Raw genomic sequence first — 20,339 nt, 5'->3', positions numbered from 1 at the left:
TAAAAATGTCCTTACGGCCTTCCCAAACTACACAAAACCTACCTAAGACCGCTATTGCGGCTGTAGATGTCGTTTTAGATACGGCCTATCAAAATATCAGCACAGCACAGTGGGAAGATCTCTTTTCATTTGCCCGCAAAGCGAAGCTGCCTGAATTTATTGCTGATATGTTTGCTGGCAAACATATCAACCAAAGTGAAGATCGCCCTGCGCTTCACTCCGCACTGCGCAACCTTTCAAAAGACCCCGTTCTCTTAGACGGCAAAGATGTCATGCCAGCCGTTAGTGAAGTTTGGCATCGCATCGAAGCGCTTTGCAATAAATGGGTTGGCGTTACCGATGTCATTCATATCGGCATTGGCGGCTCTGACTTTGGCCCCCGTTTGGCGATTGAGGCACTTGCGCACGTATCAGGTATCGAAAGCCATGGCATGCGCATGCATTTTCTTGCCAATATTGATACCGCAGAGTTAGCACGGATACTAAATCGTGCATTACCCCACAGCACCAGAGTCATCATTGTCTCTAAGTCATTTACGACCTTAGAGACCACTATGAACGCCAAAGCGGTCGCAGCTTGGCTCAAAGAGAATGGTCTCACCAATAGTCAAATTAGCAAGGCCCTCTATGCAGTGACCGCTAATGTGCCAGCGGCAAAGGCATTTGGTGTTGAAAAAGACCACATCTTCCCATTTTGGGACTGGGTTGGCGGTCGCTACTCCGTGTGGTCAGCCGTAGGCCTGCCGATTGCTTTGCAATATGGCTTTAAGACCTTTGAAGAGTTCTTGGCTGGCGCACATGCCATGGATGTGCATTTCAGAAATGCCCCTCTAGAAGAAAACCTTCCAGTCATCATGGCACTTGCCCTGTTGCATCAACAAGAAAAACATCACATTAAAGCGTACTCCGCTATCCCGTATGCTGATGCATTAGATTGGTTTCCAAAGTGGTTGCAGCAACTAGACATGGAAAGTAATGGTAAGAGTATCGGCAAAGATGGTAAACCCGTTAAGCATTCGTCGCCAGTAGTCTTTGGTAGCGCCGGTAGTAATGCTCAGCACTCCTACTTTCAACTGTTTCATCAAGGCCCTGAAATCATCCCCATTGATTTCATTGCAGTACGCAAACCCATGAGTGATCGCCCAGAAGCTGTAGCACATCACCGTATCTTACTCTCCAATTGCCTGGCACAAGCTCAGGCTTTGGCTCATGGCAAGTCAGCAGACAACCCAAATGACGTTTACCCTGGCAAGCGGCCAAGTAATTTATTGCTGCTACCCGAGCTCAACGCCTTCTATCTCGGCGCCCTGCTTGCCCTATATGAGAACCGTGCAGCCACTTTAGGTGCATTATGGAATATCAATAGCTTTGATCAACCAGGTGTGGAATACGGCAAAGTCCTTGCTAAGCCAATTGAAAAAGCACTTAGCAGTGGCGAGAGCAATATTCAAGCAAGTGACAGCATCGATGCGGTTACTGCAGCACGCATTAATCTTCTTAATCAATAATCCTTATGCAACTGTCACCATCAATTTTTAAAGCCTACGATATTCGCGGCATCATTGATCAAACGCTCGATCCATCAATTGCCAAACTGATTGGCCAAGCATTTGGTACTGAGATGCGCAATCTTGGCGAAACTGAAATCGTGATTGGTCGTGATGGTCGCTTATCTGGGCCCAGCCTGATTGAAGCATTGACTGAAGGCTTACTGTCTACTGGTATTAATGTGATTGACCTGGGAATGGTTGCTACACCAATGGTCTACTTTGGTGCTAATCAAGTACTTGATGGCAAAAAGCCCAAGTCAGGCATCATGATTACCGGGAGTCATAACCCGCCAAACTACAACGGTTTTAAGATGGTTCTCGGTGGTGCCGCGATTTATGGCGCTCAGATTCAGGATCTACGCAAGCGCATTGAAGCCAAAGACTTTGCTACAGGCAAAGGAACTCGCAGCACGTTCGACATTTTCCCGATGTACCTCAGGCATATTGTTGGCGATGTCAAACTAGCTCGCCCCATGAAAATTGCCGTTGATTGCGGCAATGGCGTTGGCGGTGCATTTGCGGGTCAATTATTTAGAGCGCTCGGTTGTGAAGTACAAGAGCTCTTTTGTGAAGTCGATGGACATTTTCCGAATCATCACCCAGATCCTGCGCATCTTGAGAACTTACAGGATCTCATTAAAAACCTACAAACTACTGATAACGAACTTGGTTTAGCTTTTGATGGTGATGCCGATCGACTTGGTGTGGTCACTAAAGATGGTCAAGTCATTTTCCCTGACCGCCAAATGATGCTGTTTGCCAAAGATGTTCTATCTCGTAATGCTGGTGGCCAGATTATTTATGACGTCAAATGTACTCGCAACTTAGCCTCCTGGGTTAAGCAGCATGGTGGTGAGCCACTCATGTGGAAAACAGGTCACTCTTTAGTAAAAGCCAAACTTAAGGAAACTGGTGCCCCCCTTGCTGGTGAAATGTCTGGCCATATCTTCTTTAAAGACCGTTGGTTTGGATTTGATGATGGTCTTTATACTGGCGCAAGATTGCTAGAGATTCTTTCTAAAGAAAAAGATTCAAACAAGACACTCAACGATTTACCCAATGCCATTTGCACCCCTGAGTTGCAATTAGCATGCGCTGAAGGTGAGCCTTTTGAACTCTTGGAAGTCATCAAAGCCAGCGCCAAGTTCCCCACTTCTGAATCGATTAATACGATTGATGGCGTGCGAGTTGAGTATGCTGATGGCTTTGGTCTTGCTAGACCATCGAATACCACTCCGGTAGTGGTGATGCGTTTTGAGGCTGATAGTGAAGAAGCGATTGCCCGTATTCAGGCGGAGTTTAAAGCAGTATTGTTGGCGGCTAAGCCAGATGCAAAGTTGCCGTTTTAGCATTCGCACAGAAATCTGTGAAGTGAATTAAGATTTCTTATGAACTTAACAATTAGAGCTCCTATTGCTTTTGACTACCCCCAGCAAGACTCGGCTGGGATCACCTGCACTGCCCAAGCTTGGGCAAAAGTTCCCCCTCATTTAGCTGGACCTGAAAAAGCAGCTGTCATTGCTCGTATCAAACAGCTCTTGATTGAAAAAGATGCTGCTCTAGTCGCTCATTACTATGTTGATGGTGATATTCAAGATTTAGCGCTGGAGACTGGTGGCTTTGTTGCAGACTCTTTAGAGATGGCTCGATTTGGCAAAAATCACCCCGCTAAGAATTTAATTGTGGCTGGTGTACGTTTTATGGGTGAGACTGCCAAAATTTTGTCTCCTGAAAAGCGCATCTTTATGCCTGATCTCGAAGCGACCTGCTCTCTTGATTTGGGTTGTGATGCTAATGACTTTGCCAAGTTTCGTGCTTTACACCCTGATCGTGTGGTGGTGGTTTATGCCAATACCTCGGCTGCTGTAAAAGCTCAGGCCGATTGGATGGTAACTAGCTCTTGCGCTTTAGCGATTGTTCATCAACTTAAAGTGGAAGGCAAAAAAATTCTGTGGGCACCTGATCGCCACTTAGGTAGGTATATTCAAGAGCAAACTGGTGCAGACATGCTCCTTTGGAATGGCGCCTGTATTGTTCATGATGAATTCAAAGCGGCTGAGTTGGAGATTCTCAAAGCCGCGCACCCCAATGCCAAGATCTTGGTTCACCCTGAATCCCCACAAGCTGTGGTTGATTTGGCCGATGTGGTGGGCTCGACCTCTGCCATGATTAAGGCAGTCGTTGAAGGTTCTGCAACCGAATATATTGTGGCGACTGATAAAGGCATCTTGCATCGTATGCGCCAACTTGCCCCTAATAAGAAACTGATTGAAGCCCCTACTGCTGGCAATAGCGCCACCTGCAAGAGCTGCGCCCATTGTCCTTGGATGGCCATGAATGGCTTGCAGGGTATCTTGGATTGCCTAGAAAATGCTTCAGGTGAAATCTTTGTTGATGAACCCATACGGAACCAGGCTTTAAGTTGCATTGAGCGCATGCTCGATTTCACAACTCACCACCCTGAGCTCTTAGCAAAAGCACAGCACGGATTTGTAAAAAATATTGGCGCTGCCTAAGGTTTATTTAGTTCATATAGTTCATTTCTTTTGGCTTTTGTTCATTGCTCAATTAATTACTCCATTTCTTTAATTTATTCATGTTCGACTTCAACGAAACCTTAGAGCAAGCTCGTCAACGCAATATTCATGATGCACTCATGGAAGATTTGGGCATTTGCGATTGGACTGCAAAGCTAGTACCTAACAAAACGTTGCAGGCTCAATTGATTGTGCGCCAAGATGCGGTGCTCTGTGGTGTAGATTGGTTTGAGGGTACCCTTAAGAAATTGGATCCTAATGCCAAAATCACCTGGCATTACATGGAAGGCGATTTGATGAAAGCGGACACCAAAGTCTGCGATATATCGGCTGAGTCTCAAGCCCTGCTCTCCGCTGAGCGCACCTGCATTAATTTTCTACAGACCCTATCTTGGACAGCTAGCATTACACGCCAACACGTAGATGCCATCGCTGGCGCAAGCCCCAACCCTAAAGGTTGCGCAGTGCTCGATACTCGCAAGACCATTCCTGGTCTACGCCAAGCCCAAAAGTATGCAGTGAGAATTGGTGGCGGCCAAAATCAACGCCTTGCTTTATGGCATGGCGTTTTGATTAAAGAAAATCATATTGCTGCAGCAGGTAGCGTTACTGCAGCGCTTAAGAAAGCACAAGCATTGAACTCAGGCGTGGATATTCAGATTGAGGTTGAGAATTTTGCTGAATTAGAAGAAGCTCTGGCTGCTGGAGCTAAAAACATCTTGATTGACAACTTTACAACCGATCAAATGAAGCAAGCAGTAGCTATCACTGCTGGTCGCGCACTGTTAGAGGCTTCTGGTGGAATCAATTTAGAACAAATGCGTGCGATTGCCACTACTGGAGTTGATCGCATCTCCCTGGGCAAGCTCACTAAAGATGTGATTGCAGTAGATTTTTCGATGCGAGTTTTGTAACCCCTTTCAATTCGCCGTTTTTTACTGACACCCTCTTCAAACCCTACTGATATTCAGTAGGGTTTTTCATTTTTAGACTAATACCCCATGCATTTATTGGGGCTCAGTGATTGGTCCTCAATTTTTGTATTGATATTAATTATTATTGTATATACATTAATTAGGTGGACTATTGATTGAATTTGATCATGCAAAGCGAGAAATCACACTATTTACTCGTGGACTAGATATGGCGAGATCAAGCGAAGTCTTTACTTCGCCCCATATGAACCAACTAGACGACAGGAAGAATTATGGGGAAACAAGGATTATCACTTTTGGCCATTTGTATCACCTTCCAATTGTGTTGGTCTGGACGTATAGAGGCAACAGCAAAAGAATTATCAGCTTAAGGAGAGCAAATGAACGTGAAATCAAAAAATATGTCGAAAGATTGGGTTGATCCAGATGATGCACCCGAACTCGATGAGAAATGGTTTCGAGATGCACATGTTTATGTTCGGGACACTTTAATTAAGCGAGGTGTTGGTCGCCCCCCCATTAAAAATACCAAAATAATGTTGAGCCTACGCTTGGATTTTGATGTACTTGAAAAGCTACGTGCTAGCGGTAAAGGATGGCAGACACGTCTGAGCAATCATATTAAAGAAGCGGTTTCAAAGGGTGTACTTTAAAAGGATTTAGAAATAAAAATCCTCAGAAGCATGATCAATGTGCGGAGTCAGAATGGTTGAGCTTCAAACAATCTGATTTATCTTAATCACAACCCCCCCAAGGAAGCACCAGCGCTGAGCATTCAGCTGCCTAGCTAGTAAGCCCGTCCCTACCCCGATAAAGCATCTGTTTTTCTAGAGCATTACGAATAAATTCAATATTGTTTCGCAGGCTATAGCAATCAGCCGTCACTAACTTAGAGGCTTTCGAATTAATTACCTTCAACTCCATCGCATTGAGAACCTCAATGTATTGCTCTAGTCGATTCGGGTCAAATGACTCTAGCGTATCCTTTTCAAACTTATCGAGCTCTTTATAAACAGAATTAATCTGCTTTTTAGCTAAATTCGTACGGTAAGTAGGAATCGACTTAATAATTGGGTAGGCAAAGGCTGCAAATGGCAACAGCAATACAAACATCCGCTCAATAAATTCAGCGAGCCAGAATGGCAAATACTTCATTAGGGCTGGCATACCCTTCTCGTAGTAATACTTCGCCTCACTGCTCAAGGGTGCCTCGGTATTGAGATAACTTGGAAATTGACCTGACTTGGCAAAGTAGGACTTTTTACCATTAATCTCTTTAGCCGCCTCTAAGAACAGGGCTTGGATTGCTGGATGCAGCCTGTCATCGATTAATAAATTTGTTGTTGTTGAAATGAGCTGTATTGGGTGATCGGGAATATTTTTCCCTAAATCAAACCCACCCATCGGAACGGTCAGCTCCTCAAAATAAGGCATTAAGCGAGTATAGGCATTCGCCCTGCCAAAGTTCGCTAAATGAATTTCTGGATTTTTAATAAGTTTTTGAACATTCTTAGACTCAAAACCATCGACCAATATGATGGCATCAATCTCTCCACTTAGTAATGCATCAACACCATCCGCATTGGGTAATGAAAGTAAGTTTGGAGAGTTTGCGGATAAATCATTGAGCTTAAAGATGTTTAAAGCCTGAGTGTGCGTGCCGCTACCAACTGGGCCAATATTGATTTTGAGTTTGGCAATATCACGATCTAAGATATGCTTAGTCTCATCATAGAGTTTGTGGCGATAGAAAACCCACACCGGCTCAAAATCAACGCTACCTAGAGACTCTACGCCTGATAGGTAATCTACATTAATCAAGCCACCCTGAACAAATGCCGCCTGAATTGGATCCTTGCGATCAATCAGTCGCTGCAAATTTTCTTGCGAGCCATGTGTCTCAACTAGCTCTAAATGAATGCCTTTACTCTTAAAGTAGGCTTGATATTGCTCACCAAGGGCTTTGTAAGATCCGCCGACTCCCGTTGCCATCAGAACCTTATTGGGAGGGGCTGGTTTAGCAAACCACAGCAGAATACTCAAACCGAGTAATAGGAGAAAGAGTAGTGGCCAGATTTCTTTTAATAGGCTAATCCAGCTTTTAGCCTCATCGATCACCGTTTGATATACGGCAGCAATATGCTCAGATACATCCTCTTTAAAGCTGGCCATAGGCACTCCCGAAAAAGATGCCTTAGCTTAGCACCAAAAGGATAGAACTTGGCAATTCTGGAGTTTTAGAAACTATGCTTCTTGAACACTCTCGGCACTATCCATTTGTGGCGTGAGAATAGTTGGATAGGATACCGCCCAAGTTCCAGGGTAATCACGACTGTAGTGCAATCCCCTACTCTCGCGACGCATCAGGGCCGAACGCACAATAAGCTCAGCGCATTCCAACAAATTACGTAACTCGATTAGGTCACGGGTCACTTTAAAGTTGGCGTAATACTCTTGAACTTCATAACGAAGTAATTTAATGCGGTGTAGTGCGCGCTCTAATCGACGATTGGTTCGCACGATACCCACATAGTTCCACATGAGCGAGCGCAATTCATCCCAGTTATGGGCAATAACCACCTGCTCATCAGCATCTTCGACCTGGCTTTCGTCCCAAAGGGGCAGATTTGGCACTTCTGGTGCATTGAGAGCAGAAATATCCTGCGCTGCTGCCTTACCAATCACAACACACTCTAATAGTGAGTTACTGGCCAGACGATTGGCGCCGTGTAAACCGGTATATGTAGCCTCACCCACGGCATATAGACCTGGTAAGTCGGTACGGCCCTTCAGGTCGGTTACAACGCCACCACAGGTATAGTGCGCTGCAGGAACTACTGGAATAGGTTCCTTAGTGATATCTAGACCCAAGCTTAAGCAACGGGCATAGATCATTGGAAAATGCTCTTTGATAAAAGCTTCGCCTAAATGAGTAGCGTCTAGATGTACATAGTCTAAGCCGTGCTTTTTCATTTCAAAGTCGATAGCACGAGCGACGATATCCCGAGGCGCTAATTCATTGCGCTCATCATGCTCGGGCATAAAACGCGTACCGTTTGGCAGCTTTAATAAGCCACCTTCACCACGCATGGCTTCCGTAATCAAGAATGTTCTATCACTGGGGTGATACAAGCAGGTTGGATGAAACTGAATAAATTCCATATTGCCAACGCGGCAACCAGCACGCCAAGCCATGGCGATTCCATCACCAGTAGCGGTATCAGGGTTACTGGTATAGCGATAGACTTTACCCACACCGCCTGTGGCGAGTACGACTGACTTAGCGGCAATCGTTTCTACACGATTATTGTTAATGTCTAGAGCGTAGACACCATAACAACGATTGGGTTTAGTGCGCTGTGTCTTTACATCGAGATGTCGATTGGTAATGAGATCTAAAGCAATCCAGTGCTCCAGGATCTGAATATTTTTATGTGCCTTGGCCTTATCAAGCAACACTTCATGAATGGCTTTGCCTGTGGCATCGGCAGCATGCGCAATGCGTCGATGACTATGCCCGCCTTCACGCGTGAGATGCAAACCCATCGGACCAGATTTATCTTCGGTAAACGGAACGCCCTGTTCCACCAACCATTTAATTGCCTCAGCGCTTTCTTCGGCAATGTAGCGCGCAGTAGATTCCACTACTAAGCCTGCACCTGCATTTAATGTATCAGCCACATGAGCATCAATGCTGTCATGCTCTTTATCGACTACACCAACGATACCGCCTTGCGCCCATGCAGTTGCTGCTTCATTGAGGCCACGCTTGGCCATCAAAATGACTGGCTGGCTCTCTGCCATATGCAGAGCAACTGTTAAGCCCGCAAGCCCTGCACCAATGATGAGAACGGGCAACTTGCCCTGGGTTTGTGAGGAAGATGGTTTGGAACTAGCCATAAAAGAGTTATTTTAATGGGCAAACCTATTTTGGTTGAATCAAGTAAATGGGCTCCTAAAGGAGCCCATTTACTGGTTTTATTGCTAAATTTTGTTAACTCTTAAACGTTCACTGTCAATTTTGGTCCGTTAGGAGCATTAGTGCCATAACCCATAATCTTAGAGGCTTCACCACCTTTGCTTAACTTCACCGCGCAGTACTTAAACTCCGGAATCTTGCCAAACGGATCTAAAGCTGGGTTAGTAATGAGGTTAGCTGCTGCCTCATAGTAGGCAAATGGAATAAAGATAGAGCCTCTAGGTGTGCCATCGTCCCTACGCACATAAATACCAACCTCACCACGGCGCGATTGCACAGTAATTACATCGCCTGAAGATACGCCTAGCTGAGTCATATCTTCACCGTTCATGGATACGGTCGCCATGGGTTCAATCGCGTCCAATACGGTTGCGCGACGGGTCATGCTGCCAGTATGCCAATGCTCTAACTGACGACCCGTAATGAGTACAAATGGATATTCAGAGTCTGGACGCTCATTTGCAGGAATGATGTCTGCTGGAACTAGTTTCACCTTGCCATCCAGCGTAGCAAACTCATCATCAAATACGATTGGACGACCTGGATCTTCCAAGGATAGGCATGGATAGGTCACGCTCGATTCTTTTACCAAACGATCCCAGGTAATACCTTTGATTGCGCCATGCATTGCTTGACGCATTTCCTCATAAACCTCAGCTACACCAGCGTCAGGACCCTGATAATTCCAGTTCAATCCCATTCGCTTAGCAATCTCTTGAATGATCCACAAATCGGCTTTGGCATCACCCGGAGGTTCTACTGCTTTTCTACCCATCTGCACCATACGGTCAGTATTACTTGCAGTGCCCACCTTCTCTGGCCAAGCACTTGCTGGCAATACGACGTCTGCTAATAATGCAGTTTCAGTCATGAAAATGTCTTGCACAACCAAATGCTCAAGAGATGCGAGCGCATGACGAGCATGATTTAAATCCGGATCACTCATTGCAGGGTTTTCACCCTCAATATACATGCCACGGATTTTGTCCGGGTCGCTATCAGGGGCGGTAATCTTGTGCATGATTTCAACAACGGTGTATCCGGGTTTCTTATCTAGCGGAGTATTCCAGAACTTCTCAAACCAAGCATGCGCTTCTGGATTATCTACACGCTGATAATTTGGGAACATCATCGGTATCAATCCAGCATCACTGGCGCCCTGCACGTTATTTTGACCACGCAGTGGGTGCAAGCCTGATCCAGGCTTTCCAATTTGACCAGTGATACTGACCAAGGCAATTAAACAACGCGCATTGTCAGTACCATGCACGTGCTGGCTCACACCCATGCCCCACAAAATCATTGCTGATTTCGTAGTCGCAAACTCTCTAGCAACTTCACGCAAAGTTTCTGCTGGAATGCCACAGATTGCCGCCATTGCTTCTGGGCTGTAGCCTTTAATATTTTCTTTAAGAGCTTCGAAGTTATTTGCGCGATTAGCGATGAATTCTTTATCTGCCAAGCCTTCTTCAATAATCGTGTAGATCATGGCATTGAGCATGGCCACATCAGTGTCGGGCTTGAACTGCATGGTGCGCCAAGCATGTTTACTAATTTCAGTCTTGCGTGGATCGCATAATACCAATTTGGCGCCACGCTTAGCAGCATTCTTAAACCAAGTTGCTGCTACAGGATGGTTTGCAGTTGGATTAGAACCAATCAGCATAATCAAGCTAGAGTGCTCAACATCATTGACCTGGTTACTTACAGCACCGGAACCGACACCTTCTAATAGTGCGGCCACAGATGATGCATGGCAAAGACGGGTGCAGTGGTCGACGTTATTGCTACCAAAGCCAGTACGAACAAGTTTTTGGAATAAGTAAGCCTCTTCATTACTACCTTTAGCAGAGCCAAAGCCCGCTAGCACTTTTAGGCCATGCTTATCTTTAAGCTCTTTGAGTTTGCCGCCAGCAAAATCAAGCGCTTCCTCCCAAGTTGCTTCACGGAAGATATCAGACCAATCTTGTTTGCCTTCCAAAATCGATTCATCTTTTGGAACACCTGGTTTACGAATCAAAGGCTTAGTTAAGCGCTGGGGATTATGGATGTAATCCATACCAAAACGCCCTTTAACGCACAGACGATTATGGTTCGCTGGACCGTCACGACCTTCAACGCTGACAATCTTGTCATTTTTAACGTTGTAGGTAATCTGACAACCGACACCACAGAATGGGCATACAGAATCAACCTTACGATCCACAGTTTGCGAACCAATCAATCCTTTTGGCATTAATGCGCCAGTTGGGCAAGCTTGCACACATTCACCGCAAGCAACGCAAGTGCTCTCGCCCATTGGGTCGTTGAGGTCAAATACGATCTCACTATGCGCGCCACGCATAGCGTAGCCAATCACATCATTCACCTGCTCTTCACGACAAGCACGCACACAACGATTGCATTGAATACACGCATCAAGGTTTACCGCCATCGCTGGATGGGAGAGATCATTGCTGACTTTTTCACGGCGTAGTGCTTTGAGCTCAGGACGGACAGTGACATCCATACGCGCCGCCCAAGTACTCAGCTCACCATGCTGTTGTTTTTGTTCTTCTTCTTTAGAATTACCTACCCACTTAAAACCTTCATCAGGCATATCAGAGAGCAGCATTTCTAAAACGAGCTTCTGGCTCTTAAGAGCACGTTCACTATTGGCTTTGACTTCCATGCCTGGGGTTGCACTTCTGCAGCAACTTGGGGCTAAAGTACGTTCGCCATTGATTTCAACTACGCAAGCACGGCAGTTACCATCTGGACGATAACCATCTTTAAAACACAGATGTGGAATATCAATGCCATGACGTTTAGCCGCCTTGAGAATCGTTTCGCCTTCATAGGAAACAATCGTCTTGCCATCTAACTTGAATTCCACAGTTTGCAATTCGAGTTCTTTTGGATTTGTTGGTGCGTTCATATCTGTCTCGTTCTTCCCTGATCTTTAACCTATACGATTTCTTGTGGGAAATATTTATGAATACAGCGAATGGGGTTTGGCGCTGCTTGACCTAAACCACAGATCGAAGCATCGACCATTACAGTTGCCAAATCTTCAAGCGTTTTTTGATCCCAAGATTTGGCCTGCATGAGTTTGGCTGCTTTGCCGGTGCCTACACGGCACGGTGTACATTGACCACAGCTCTCATGCTCAAAGAAGTGCATTACGTTAAGAGCCATATCGCGCGCTTTATCTTGATTACTAAATACCATTACAGCTGCGGAACCAATGAAACAACCATAAGGCTGCAAAGTATCAAAGTCGAGCGGAATGTCATTCATGGTTGCTGGCAAGATGCCGCCTGATGCGCCACCAGGCAAATAGCCATAGAACTGATGACCGTCTTGCATACCACCGCAGTACTCATCAATGAGCTCTTGAATCGTGATTCCAGCTGGCGCTAACTTCACTCCAGGATTTTTTACGCGACCACTAACGCTGTAGCTACGCAAACCTTTACGGTCATGACGACCATAAGAGCTAAACCACTCTGGACCACACTGCACAATATCGCGCACCCAATACAAAGTCTCAAAGTTGTGCTCTAGCGTTGGTCTACCAAATAAACCGACTTGCGCAATGTATGGTGGGCGCATACGGGGCTCACCACGCTTGCCTTCAATACTTTCAATCATGGCGGATTCTTCGCCGCAAATGTAGGCACCAGCACCGCGGCGCAACTCAATATTCGGAATCGCAAATGGTGGATTAGCTTTGAGCTTGGCCAGCTCTTTTTCTAGCAACTCACGGCAACCGTGATATTCATCACGCAAGTAGATGTAGCAAGCATCAATACCTACTACATTGGCAGCAATCAAAAGACCCTCTAAGAAACGATGTGGGTCACGCTCAAGGTAGGTGCGGTCTTTAAATGTGCCTGGCTCGCCCTCGTCAATATTGACCGCCATTAATTTAGGCGCCACCTGATCTTTGACAATGCGCCACTTGCGACCTGCAGGGAAGCCTGCGCCACCCAAACCGCGCAAACCAGAATTTTCCATGGCTTTGATGATGCTTTCTGCATCACGTTTGCCTTCTACAATTTCTTTAGCTAGAGCATAACCACCTTTAGCTCGGTAAGACTCATAACCAACATAGTCAGGTGAAATAGCCTGGTTCTCGCCCTGAGGTGAAACACCCTTCTCTGCCAATGTCGCAGGCTCAAAGCTAGCATCATCCTTTGCCAATGGATGGGTGGTGAGTTTGTTATTGACTGCAGCCTCTACCTTGTCTGCGGTAGCGAATATGACTGGATATTGATGCACTACTGCTACTGGCGCTTGTTCGCAGCGGCCCACGCATGGAGCTGCCACCACTTTCACATTGGGGTTACCCAACAGCGCGGGTAACTTAGCTAATAAATTTTTCGCTCCCGCTAATTCACAGGCAACACCATCGCATACACGCACAGTGATGTCAGCAACAGGATCATTACCACGGACCACTTCAAAGTGGTGATAGAACGTAGCTACCTCATATACCTCAGACATTGGCAAATTCATTTCTTTTGCCAGCGCAACTAAATGACGATCATGCAACGCGCGATATTCATCATTGAGCTTGTGTAGATTTTCAATTAACAAATCACGGCGATGCGGCGCATTGCCAATTAACTGTCGTACTTCAGCGATCGAAGCATCATCTGCTTGACGACCTTTTAATTTACTTTTGCGACGAATGGTCTCCCGCAAATCATCTGCAGTTGCAACAGCGACCGCGTTGACTTCTTTGGAAGGCTTTGGGTGATTCATATTCTGTTGTCTCTGTTTTTTAAAATTCGTTTTTAGTACTTGGTTTGCAATACGTGCTCGCATGCATATCCCCCCAAAAAAGGGGTTTTTTGCCATTTAACAGCAGATTTTGGGTTATTTCCCGCGCTAAGTCCTTGACTAAGCTCAAGGGAGATTTAAAGGGTATTTGTAAGGGTAAACCCTAGTTATAGCAAAGATGGGGAAGGCTGATCACCTGGTGGCAATGAATAGTCCAGTTTGCGCTCATAGAGTCTTGCCTTGTAGCAGTCCTGGTAGCCCTTGCTGCCAATTTGCCAACCAATTGAGGTGCAGTCATCCTGAGCAGCCTGCTCTATTGAGCCGCAGGCGGTTAAAGCCATAGTCAATAAGACAGTAGGAAGCCAAATTAAGCGCATTTTTGATGATTTCATGGCTCAAGTCTACTTGATTCTGAGTTGCATATCGAGCGGAATCCCGTTCTTACCACCCTCTACAGTCTTCACATCGCCAACACTAATACGCTCTTTTAGATTCGGATTCTCTTTAGACATCATTTCAAAAGCGAGTTGAGCGCGATGCTTGGCAAGGGCTTTTAACTCTACCTCTGTGACTTCGATGCCCGCAATCAGTTCATTGTGCAATTGCTCATTACGAGCCTCGCCTTCAGGAAGCGACAGCAAGCGTTGCCCCAGTTTGATGCGACCAATATATTGGGCATATGCCGCCTTTAAGCCCGACTGAATTCGTGGATCAGACAGGCTAGGGAATGGCACCGGTTCACCTGATTGCAACTTAAATCCAGCATCTTTCAAAATCGCAGTATCTGCTCTTGCTCTTGCCATCGCCTGCTTATCTTGCACTGGATCATAGGTACCAATAATTTCCATAATGGCATTTGGTCTCTTGATAAGGAACTGACCAAATTTTTCCAAGCGCTCTTGATCATCTGGCAAAAATACAGCTTCGCCAGGCACGGCATTAACGCCCTCATCAGAGTTCATACCCAGAATAGAGGCCAACGCCCTAAAGGGTGCAGTAGTCACATTAGTGAGTACATTACCAATCGCCTGCCACACTAGGCCACTAACGCTAAATTCTGGTGAATCTACATCTCCAGCAATTTTCACAGTTACATCAATGGTGTCATCAGAATCTTCCAAAAGCGCAATGGCTAGGCCTAGCGGCAATTTTTTTCCCTGAAAGCTCTCCACCTCATCGCCTAGCTGAATATTCTTAATAATGATTTGATTGCTACCATTTAGTTGACCATCTTTTGCACGGTAATTCAGATTCAGGTTAAGTTTGCCGCCCGTAATTTGATATCCAGCATAGGTCATTACCGCAGGATTGAATGTCGTGAGCGGCAAGTTCCTAAAGCTCATGAAGATGTCATGATTACGTCGCGGGTCGTCAAAAGAAGTTTGACCTTTAGCACGCATACTCCCCGTGTTCGCCACCACTCCTGCCATCGCGACAGCAGCAAATCGCCCAGGTGTATTGCTAACACCAACAAAGCTCGCACTAAATTTCTGTACATCAACATGAAAATTTGGCTTCATTGCCATGTCTGTGAAAAATACTTCGCCAGACTTCAGATTGACAGATCGAATATCTAATCCAAATGTACCTTTTGAATTCTTTGGTGCATCCTCCTTGGCTAGACTACCAGCCGAATCACCTTCGGCAGCTCTAGAAAATAGACGGCGAAAATTAGACAGCCCCTGTGCGTTAATTTCAAAACGAAGTATTGGGCGCTCTAACAAGACTTCATCAATCGTTAAGGCGCTTGACTGCTTTGTCCCTGCGCCAATAGTTTTGAATTCAAAATGGCGAATATCCGCCAGGTCCCAATCAATTAAAGGTGATTTTTCACCCTTCTCAAGCACAGAGACTTTATTGAGCTGAGCGTTTCCAGTAATGCTATTTGATTCATTGCTCAACTTGATAGACAAATCCGCATTAATTTCGCCGCTTTTGGCCACCAACTCTTTATTAGCTGACAACATTGCAATCCAAGGTGCAGCTTTAAGGTTTTGCAGTTTGACCTTACCTTCAAATATCTTAGATGCAGTATTTAAATCCCAGTGGGATAAGATTTTCCCTCCATCTAAACTCAGATCCAATTGCGCCGCCAAAATATTGAGGCTGGGATTACTCAAGCTACCCGCTATTGCAACATGATCAAACGCGATCGTTTTATTCATACCAGGGATGGCTAATTGCAAAGAGCCTAGATTAAAGTCATATTGACCACGAACCCCGGAGACAACACCCTTTTGGTTGTAATTAGCTACATCAAATAATTTAATTGAAAAGGGTTTTAACTCCCCCCTCAATTGAGTTGAAGCATCCACCAAACGAAGCGATGCACCGCTTACTTCAAACTCTTCCACTGAGATCTTTAGTGGCGCATTTTGTTTTGCATTTTCTGTGACCTCATCTTTGGGCGGAAAGCTTTTCTCAATGGCAAGGAATAGTTCTTGCCAGTTCCAAGTCCTAGAAGTCCCATCTTTTGTACTTGCCTTTTTCTCAATCAATAATCTTGGCTCATCTAGCAAAACCGCATCTAAGCCCACCTCCCCCAGCATAAGCTTTGTCCACTTGAAGTCAATAGTTAGTTTTTTTAGTTCTAGTAACTGATCCCCATCCTTTTTTGCTAGGCGAAAACCATCTACGGTCATGCGTAAACGCAAAGGAGACAAACTCAAATCTTGATAGGTGATTTCATAGCCAATTTTTTGACCATATTCCAATACTGTCTTTTTTAATAGACCAGGTACAAATGCATGACATGCCACCCAAAATAGAATCACTACCGCTAGCAAAGCGCCTAATGCCCTGCGACACCAGAGGTAAATTATGGGTTTATTCAGGGAAAGCATCTACTTGTCTTTATCAAGCAATATCAGTAACAATGAAAATTATCACAGAATGTGTAACAAATATAACTAAATAACCCGGGAGACATCATGAAAACCATTCTTAAGTTCGCAGCACTGTTTTGCCTCTGTATGCAGATGTGCATAAGCAATCTCGCCACCGCTCAAAATCAAGATGGTTTTGTCGACCTCATCGATGGCGTTAGCCTCAGCGGATGGAATATTGTGGGTAATGCCAACTGGGTTATCGGCAATGGAATCATTGAAGGCAATAAGCCGATGGGTTTTTTAGTTAGTACAAAATCCTATAAAAACTTCATTATCAAAGCCGAGTTTTGGGCAGAATCTGAAACTAATAGCGGCATCTTTATTCGCTGCCAAGATCCCAATAAAATTACTGCTGCCAATGGATATGAGGTCAATATTTGGGATACACGTCCTGAGCAAGCCTATGCAACCGGGGCTATTGTGGATGTTGCCAAGGTTAATCCTATCCACAAAGCAGGCGGTCGTTGGAATACTATGGAAATCGTAGCCACTGGATCTCACTTTAAAGTGAGTCTAAATGGTGTGGTGACCGTAGGTGATGGACAGGATAGCCGCTTTGCCGAAGGTCCAATTGCACTTCAGTCCGCAGGTGGCGTTGTGAAATTTAGAAAACTTCAAATTAAGCCAATTTAGTTTTAAACAAATATTTCGATACGGTCACCGCATGCAATTGGCTTAAGTGATCTGTCTTGTTTTTGTATTTTTACAAGACCATAATTCGACATCGTTTTGAGGGTCCTTGATAGGTTTCCCTGTTTACGACCGGTCATCTCAGCCAACTCAGAAATAGAGACTGGCTTGGATGATCGAATCACATCCAATAATGCGCGATTTTCATCACTAAGAACTTGAGCAAGCGATCGCATAGAAGTGAACCATATTTTTGGATCGCTGGGCTTTGCCTTTATATCCCCTTTTGCAATTGCCAACATCCGTTTACGGATATCTGCCTGAGATGCAATACCAATTTTGATGACTTTCATTTTGCTTTATCCACTTTTAGCGCTTTATCAACATCAATAAAGAAATCACTCAATAACTGATAGGCATCCTTAAACACATATCTAGTGCCGTGATCTTTGGAATTACGATGCTTATGATCATATGGGAACTTCCTGCCTGCATATGATCTTATCGACTTGAATGCATGTGCATTGTCATAGCCAAGAATACGCTCACCAGCAGGATTATGCAGCGTTAAAGAATATCGAATTCCGTGCGGAATAGCATCTGTTGGCACTACTTGCCAAGTGTCTATCTTCACCCAATAACCATCCTCTTGATCAATCACCTGTTGATGCAATTCTAGTAATGTGGAGATGCCATCAATTTTCATCGCCCATACTATATCAACTAATGATATATCAAAAATGACAACCCATGAATTAACATGGGTATGGCGGGCTTATGCCGCTGGCGGAAACCCCACCTTTTGCGCCCACATATTGTTAAATACATGGATAACGGGTTTTTCGTAGACACCTGCTTTGGTAAAAGGCTCGTTACTTAACCACTCATCTACTGCGGCCCGACTTGGAAAATCCATTACCAAAAGGCTTCCTGTAACTGTTTGACCATCTTCAGAAGTAAGCGGGCCAGCAAATGCCATCCGCTCAGCTTGTTGAGCTAAATAAGCGCGGTGCTCGGGGCGAACCTTCAGACGTAAGTCCGCAGTCCCAGGTCTATCCATTAATAAAATTGCAAAAATCATGTTTTTTCCTTAAGTGGTTTTCCAGCTTACCAAGACTGCTTTTTACCATCAATCCAAGTTTCCTTAACCTGAATATTGCGGATCTGATCAACAGGAGTCTTTTTAGGATTTGCTGATAAGACTACTAAGTCAGCTTGTTTACCTACTTCAAGACTACCGACCTTATCGTCAAAAAACATTTCATAAGCGGCGTTGATAGTTACCGCACGAATAGCATCATCAACTGACACTCGTTCATTGGGGCCCAAAACTTTGCGCGGTTCTTTTTGCCACAGACGACCAGCACCTTCGGAAATGTAATTTAATGGTCCTACATTGGAAACTGGGGAGTCGCTATGGTAAGCAAAGCGTCCGCCCTCTCTTTTAAATGAGCCGGATGGATCAATGCGATCTGCACGCTCTGGGCCCACAATCTTGTCATGAAATGCCTCTCCCCAATAATCTACATGCCCAATCGTAAAGCCAGGAATCACGCCTAACTTCACTGCACGCTTCACCTGCTCAGGAGTATTGATTGTGAAATGCTCGATACGCAAACGACGCGCCTTTGGATCAGGTGAATTAGCTAATAACTTGGCATAGGTGTTGAGGGTTTGTTCAATAGTACGATCACCATTGGCATGCGTCGCAATCTGCCAGCCTTGATCAAAAATAGGCTTAGTCATCTTGTATATTTGATCATCAGAGTAATCTAAGTTGCCACGAAATGTTGTGCCCTTAGGGTAAATATAGGGCTCATTCAAAGCCGCAGTAATGCCTTGGGTGGATCCATCTGAAACAAACTTCACACCCACGTAACGCAATCTATCGTCACCATCATTTGGCTTGATGCCATTTGTACCGTTTGCTAATAATGGCCCATATAGATAGGCTCTAACGCGAATCGGGAAATCGCCACTATGTGTCATAGCATTAAATAATTTTGATTCATTATCTAAACCCAGCATTAAACCCAGAGTGATTTCAGCCGAAGTGGTCACGCCCTTGGAAGCAATCATCTTGGCGGTTTTTTGCATGGCTGCCGCTAATTCGGCTTCAGATGGAGGTGGCACATGCTTAAGAATGGACAAAATAGCTGGCGCCTCGACTACGACACCTGTTAAGCGTCCCTGAGCATCCCTCATATAAATGCCACCGTCTCCAGGATTGGGCGTTTTATCCGTAATGCCCGCAAGCTCAAGCGCCTTATGGTTCACATACAAAATATGACCTGATTGATTCATGACCGCAATAGGCACCTCTGTCGATACTTTATCTAAAACGTCTGCAGTTAACTCAGCCATAAAGGGTTGTGTACGAGATGGATCTACACCAAATGCACCCAACCACTGGCCTTTTGGTAGCGTCTTTAACCTTGCTTTAAGCTTTTGACTAAGCGAATCCAAGGTGTCGTACTGAGGCGTGAAATTAGATAAATTGAGCCAGAGGACTTCTGTCATCGCCGTCATCACAATGTGAATATGTGGCTCTACAAAGCCCGGCATCAATGTTTTGCCTTGAAGATCAATTACCTTAGTGTTGGCACCCTGCCATTTTTTTACGACAGTATCTTTCTTACCAACCGCAACAATCTTTCCATCTTGGATAGCAAGCGATTGCACCTCCTCGTTTTTTGCATTCACCGTCAGAATAGGTCCGCCATAAAAAATGGTGTCGGCAGACTGTCCAGCTTGATTTGTGGCTGCGTTAGCCATATGCAAGCTAGCGATGAGGCCAAATGAGAGTAAAGCTCTTTGCATTAAACGTTTCATTTCAAATCTCTTTAAGAATGGATTGGATAGCTAAGCATAGCGGAATTTGAAATGCTTACAGATAGGTAGTTTTATGGGCATAAGAAAACCACCCGGAGGTGGTTTCATATTATTTGGCGGAAGGGGCGGGATTCGAACCCGCGGTAGGCTATTAACCTACGCACGCTTTCCAGGCGTGTGACTTAAACCGCTCATCCACCCTTCCGGAACCGATGATTATA

Annotated in this window: 17 protein-coding genes and 1 tRNA gene; 7 read left to right on the top strand and 11 right to left on the bottom strand. The window is 45.1% G+C overall.

Features of this window, described 5'->3' with window-relative positions:
* The first annotated feature begins 5 nt into the window (after positions 1–5).
* The 6 genes from pgi to NHB35_RS04655 all read left to right on the top strand — a co-directional run bounded on the left by pgi (position 6) and on the right by NHB35_RS04655 (position 5,675).
* A complete protein-coding gene (gene pgi / locus NHB35_RS04680; RefSeq protein WP_353433232.1) occupies positions 6–1,508 on the top strand; it encodes a glucose-6-phosphate isomerase in 1,503 nt (500 codons plus the stop codon).
* A 5-nt stretch (positions 1,509–1,513) separates the two neighbouring features.
* Positions 1,514–2,899 carry a phosphomannomutase/phosphoglucomutase gene (locus NHB35_RS04675; RefSeq protein ID WP_353433231.1) on the top strand — a complete coding sequence of 462 codons (1,386 nt, stop codon included), beginning with the start codon at positions 1,514–1,516 and terminating at the stop codon, positions 2,897–2,899.
* A gap of 39 nt (positions 2,900–2,938) precedes the next feature.
* Positions 2,939–4,066: a quinolinate synthase NadA gene (nadA, locus tag NHB35_RS04670; RefSeq protein WP_353433230.1), complete on the top strand. Its 1,128-nt coding sequence runs from the start codon at positions 2,939–2,941 to the stop codon at positions 4,064–4,066.
* 80 nt (positions 4,067–4,146) lie between these two features.
* Positions 4,147–5,001, top strand: coding sequence for a carboxylating nicotinate-nucleotide diphosphorylase (gene nadC / locus NHB35_RS04665; RefSeq protein WP_353433229.1), 855 nt, complete (start codon positions 4,147–4,149; stop codon positions 4,999–5,001).
* A 229-nt stretch (positions 5,002–5,230) separates the two neighbouring features.
* On the top strand, positions 5,231–5,443 hold the full coding sequence (locus tag NHB35_RS04660; RefSeq protein WP_353433391.1) for a BrnT family toxin: 213 nt from the start codon (positions 5,231–5,233) through the stop codon (positions 5,441–5,443).
* Positions 5,403–5,675: a BrnA antitoxin family protein gene (locus NHB35_RS04655; RefSeq protein ID WP_353433228.1), complete on the top strand. Its 273-nt coding sequence runs from the start codon at positions 5,403–5,405 to the stop codon at positions 5,673–5,675. Before NHB35_RS04660 ends, NHB35_RS04655 begins: the two co-directional genes overlap by 41 nt.
* Positions 5,676–5,805: 130 nt before the next feature.
* On the opposite strand, the gene NHB35_RS04650 is transcribed toward NHB35_RS04655, so the two are convergent.
* From NHB35_RS04650 to NHB35_RS04625, 6 genes are all read right to left on the bottom strand, one after another.
* The gene (locus NHB35_RS04650; protein ID WP_353433227.1) at positions 5,806–7,194 is read right to left on the bottom strand and encodes a TAXI family TRAP transporter solute-binding subunit; all 1,389 of its coding nucleotides are present in this window, start codon (positions 7,192–7,194) and stop codon (positions 5,806–5,808) included.
* A gap of 72 nt (positions 7,195–7,266) precedes the next feature.
* Positions 7,267–8,922, bottom strand: coding sequence for an L-aspartate oxidase (gene nadB / locus NHB35_RS04645; protein WP_353433226.1), 1,656 nt, complete (start codon positions 8,920–8,922; stop codon positions 7,267–7,269).
* A gap of 101 nt (positions 8,923–9,023) precedes the next feature.
* Complete coding sequence (fdhF, locus tag NHB35_RS04640) at positions 9,024–11,918, bottom strand: formate dehydrogenase subunit alpha (protein WP_353433225.1); 2,895 nt, start codon at positions 11,916–11,918, stop codon at positions 9,024–9,026.
* Between the two features lie 29 nt (positions 11,919–11,947).
* Positions 11,948–13,750: an NAD(P)H-dependent oxidoreductase subunit E gene (locus tag NHB35_RS04635; protein ID WP_353433224.1), complete on the bottom strand. Its 1,803-nt coding sequence runs from the start codon at positions 13,748–13,750 to the stop codon at positions 11,948–11,950.
* Positions 13,751–13,935: 185 nt separating this feature from the next.
* Positions 13,936–14,160 carry a hypothetical protein gene (locus NHB35_RS04630; protein WP_353433223.1) on the bottom strand — a complete coding sequence of 75 codons (225 nt, stop codon included), beginning with the start codon at positions 14,158–14,160 and terminating at the stop codon, positions 13,936–13,938.
* 9 nt (positions 14,161–14,169) lie between these two features.
* Positions 14,170–16,542 carry a DUF748 domain-containing protein gene (locus tag NHB35_RS04625; RefSeq protein ID WP_353433222.1) on the bottom strand — a complete coding sequence of 791 codons (2,373 nt, stop codon included), beginning with the start codon at positions 16,540–16,542 and terminating at the stop codon, positions 14,170–14,172.
* 156 nt (positions 16,543–16,698) lie between these two features.
* On the opposite strand from NHB35_RS04625, the gene NHB35_RS04620 reads away from it, so the two are divergent.
* Positions 16,699–17,289: a DUF1080 domain-containing protein gene (locus NHB35_RS04620; protein WP_353433221.1), complete on the top strand. Its 591-nt coding sequence runs from the start codon at positions 16,699–16,701 to the stop codon at positions 17,287–17,289.
* Between the two features lie 2 nt (positions 17,290–17,291).
* Here NHB35_RS04620 and NHB35_RS04615 read toward each other — a convergent pair whose 3' ends face one another.
* The 5 genes from NHB35_RS04615 to NHB35_RS04595 form a co-directional block, all read right to left on the bottom strand.
* The gene (locus tag NHB35_RS04615; RefSeq protein ID WP_353433220.1) at positions 17,292–17,639 is read right to left on the bottom strand and encodes a winged helix DNA-binding protein; all 348 of its coding nucleotides are present in this window, start codon (positions 17,637–17,639) and stop codon (positions 17,292–17,294) included.
* On the bottom strand, positions 17,636–17,992 hold the full coding sequence (locus NHB35_RS04610) for a DUF6516 family protein (protein ID WP_353433219.1): 357 nt from the start codon (positions 17,990–17,992) through the stop codon (positions 17,636–17,638). Before NHB35_RS04610 ends, NHB35_RS04615 begins: the two co-directional genes overlap by 4 nt.
* Before the next feature lie 69 nt (positions 17,993–18,061).
* On the bottom strand, positions 18,062–18,367 hold the full coding sequence (locus NHB35_RS04605; RefSeq protein ID WP_353433218.1) for a YciI family protein: 306 nt from the start codon (positions 18,365–18,367) through the stop codon (positions 18,062–18,064).
* A 26-nt stretch (positions 18,368–18,393) separates the two neighbouring features.
* Positions 18,394–20,118: an amidohydrolase family protein gene (locus NHB35_RS04600; protein ID WP_353433217.1), complete on the bottom strand. Its 1,725-nt coding sequence runs from the start codon at positions 20,116–20,118 to the stop codon at positions 18,394–18,396.
* Between the two features lie 114 nt (positions 20,119–20,232).
* Positions 20,233–20,323, bottom strand: a tRNA-Ser gene (locus NHB35_RS04595).
* Between the last annotated feature and the right edge of the window lie 16 nt (positions 20,324–20,339).

The organism is Polynucleobacter sp. MWH-UH23A, assembly GCF_040409805.1.
Taxonomy (GTDB): domain Bacteria; phylum Pseudomonadota; class Gammaproteobacteria; order Burkholderiales; family Burkholderiaceae; genus Polynucleobacter.
The sequence above is the reverse complement of the archived record's forward strand: the minus strand, read 5'-3'. Positions and strand labels throughout refer to the sequence as shown.

What these genes read in the sequence shown, in the direction of transcription:
- NHB35_RS04605 (WP_353433218.1), bottom strand. Translation starts at nt 18,367, where the DNA reads ATGATTTTTGCAATTTTATTAATGGATAGACCTGGGACTGCGGACTTA.
- NHB35_RS04615 (WP_353433220.1), bottom strand. Translation starts at nt 17,639, where the DNA reads ATGAAAGTCATCAAAATTGGTATTGCATCTCAGGCAGATATCCGTAAA.
- NHB35_RS04610 (WP_353433219.1), bottom strand. Translation starts at nt 17,992, where the DNA reads ATGAAAATTGATGGCATCTCCACATTACTAGAATTGCATCAACAGGTG.
- NHB35_RS04660 (WP_353433391.1), top strand. Translation starts at nt 5,231, where the DNA reads ATGGCGAGATCAAGCGAAGTCTTTACTTCGCCCCATATGAACCAACTA.
- NHB35_RS04635 (WP_353433224.1), bottom strand. Translation starts at nt 13,750, where the DNA reads ATGAATCACCCAAAGCCTTCCAAAGAAGTCAACGCGGTCGCTGTTGCA.
- nadC (WP_353433229.1), top strand. Translation starts at nt 4,147, where the DNA reads ATGTTCGACTTCAACGAAACCTTAGAGCAAGCTCGTCAACGCAATATT.
- pgi (WP_353433232.1), top strand. Translation starts at nt 6, where the DNA reads ATGTCCTTACGGCCTTCCCAAACTACACAAAACCTACCTAAGACCGCT.
- fdhF (WP_353433225.1), bottom strand. Translation starts at nt 11,918, where the DNA reads ATGAACGCACCAACAAATCCAAAAGAACTCGAATTGCAAACTGTGGAA.
- NHB35_RS04655 (WP_353433228.1), top strand. Translation starts at nt 5,403, where the DNA reads ATGAACGTGAAATCAAAAAATATGTCGAAAGATTGGGTTGATCCAGAT.
- nadA (WP_353433230.1), top strand. Translation starts at nt 2,939, where the DNA reads ATGAACTTAACAATTAGAGCTCCTATTGCTTTTGACTACCCCCAGCAA.
- nadB (WP_353433226.1), bottom strand. Translation starts at nt 8,922, where the DNA reads ATGGCTAGTTCCAAACCATCTTCCTCACAAACCCAGGGCAAGTTGCCC.
- NHB35_RS04675 (WP_353433231.1), top strand. Translation starts at nt 1,514, where the DNA reads ATGCAACTGTCACCATCAATTTTTAAAGCCTACGATATTCGCGGCATC.
- NHB35_RS04630 (WP_353433223.1), bottom strand. Translation starts at nt 14,160, where the DNA reads ATGAAATCATCAAAAATGCGCTTAATTTGGCTTCCTACTGTCTTATTG.
- NHB35_RS04600 (WP_353433217.1), bottom strand. Translation starts at nt 20,118, where the DNA reads ATGAAACGTTTAATGCAAAGAGCTTTACTCTCATTTGGCCTCATCGCT.
- NHB35_RS04650 (WP_353433227.1), bottom strand. Translation starts at nt 7,194, where the DNA reads ATGGCCAGCTTTAAAGAGGATGTATCTGAGCATATTGCTGCCGTATAT.
- NHB35_RS04620 (WP_353433221.1), top strand. Translation starts at nt 16,699, where the DNA reads ATGAAAACCATTCTTAAGTTCGCAGCACTGTTTTGCCTCTGTATGCAG.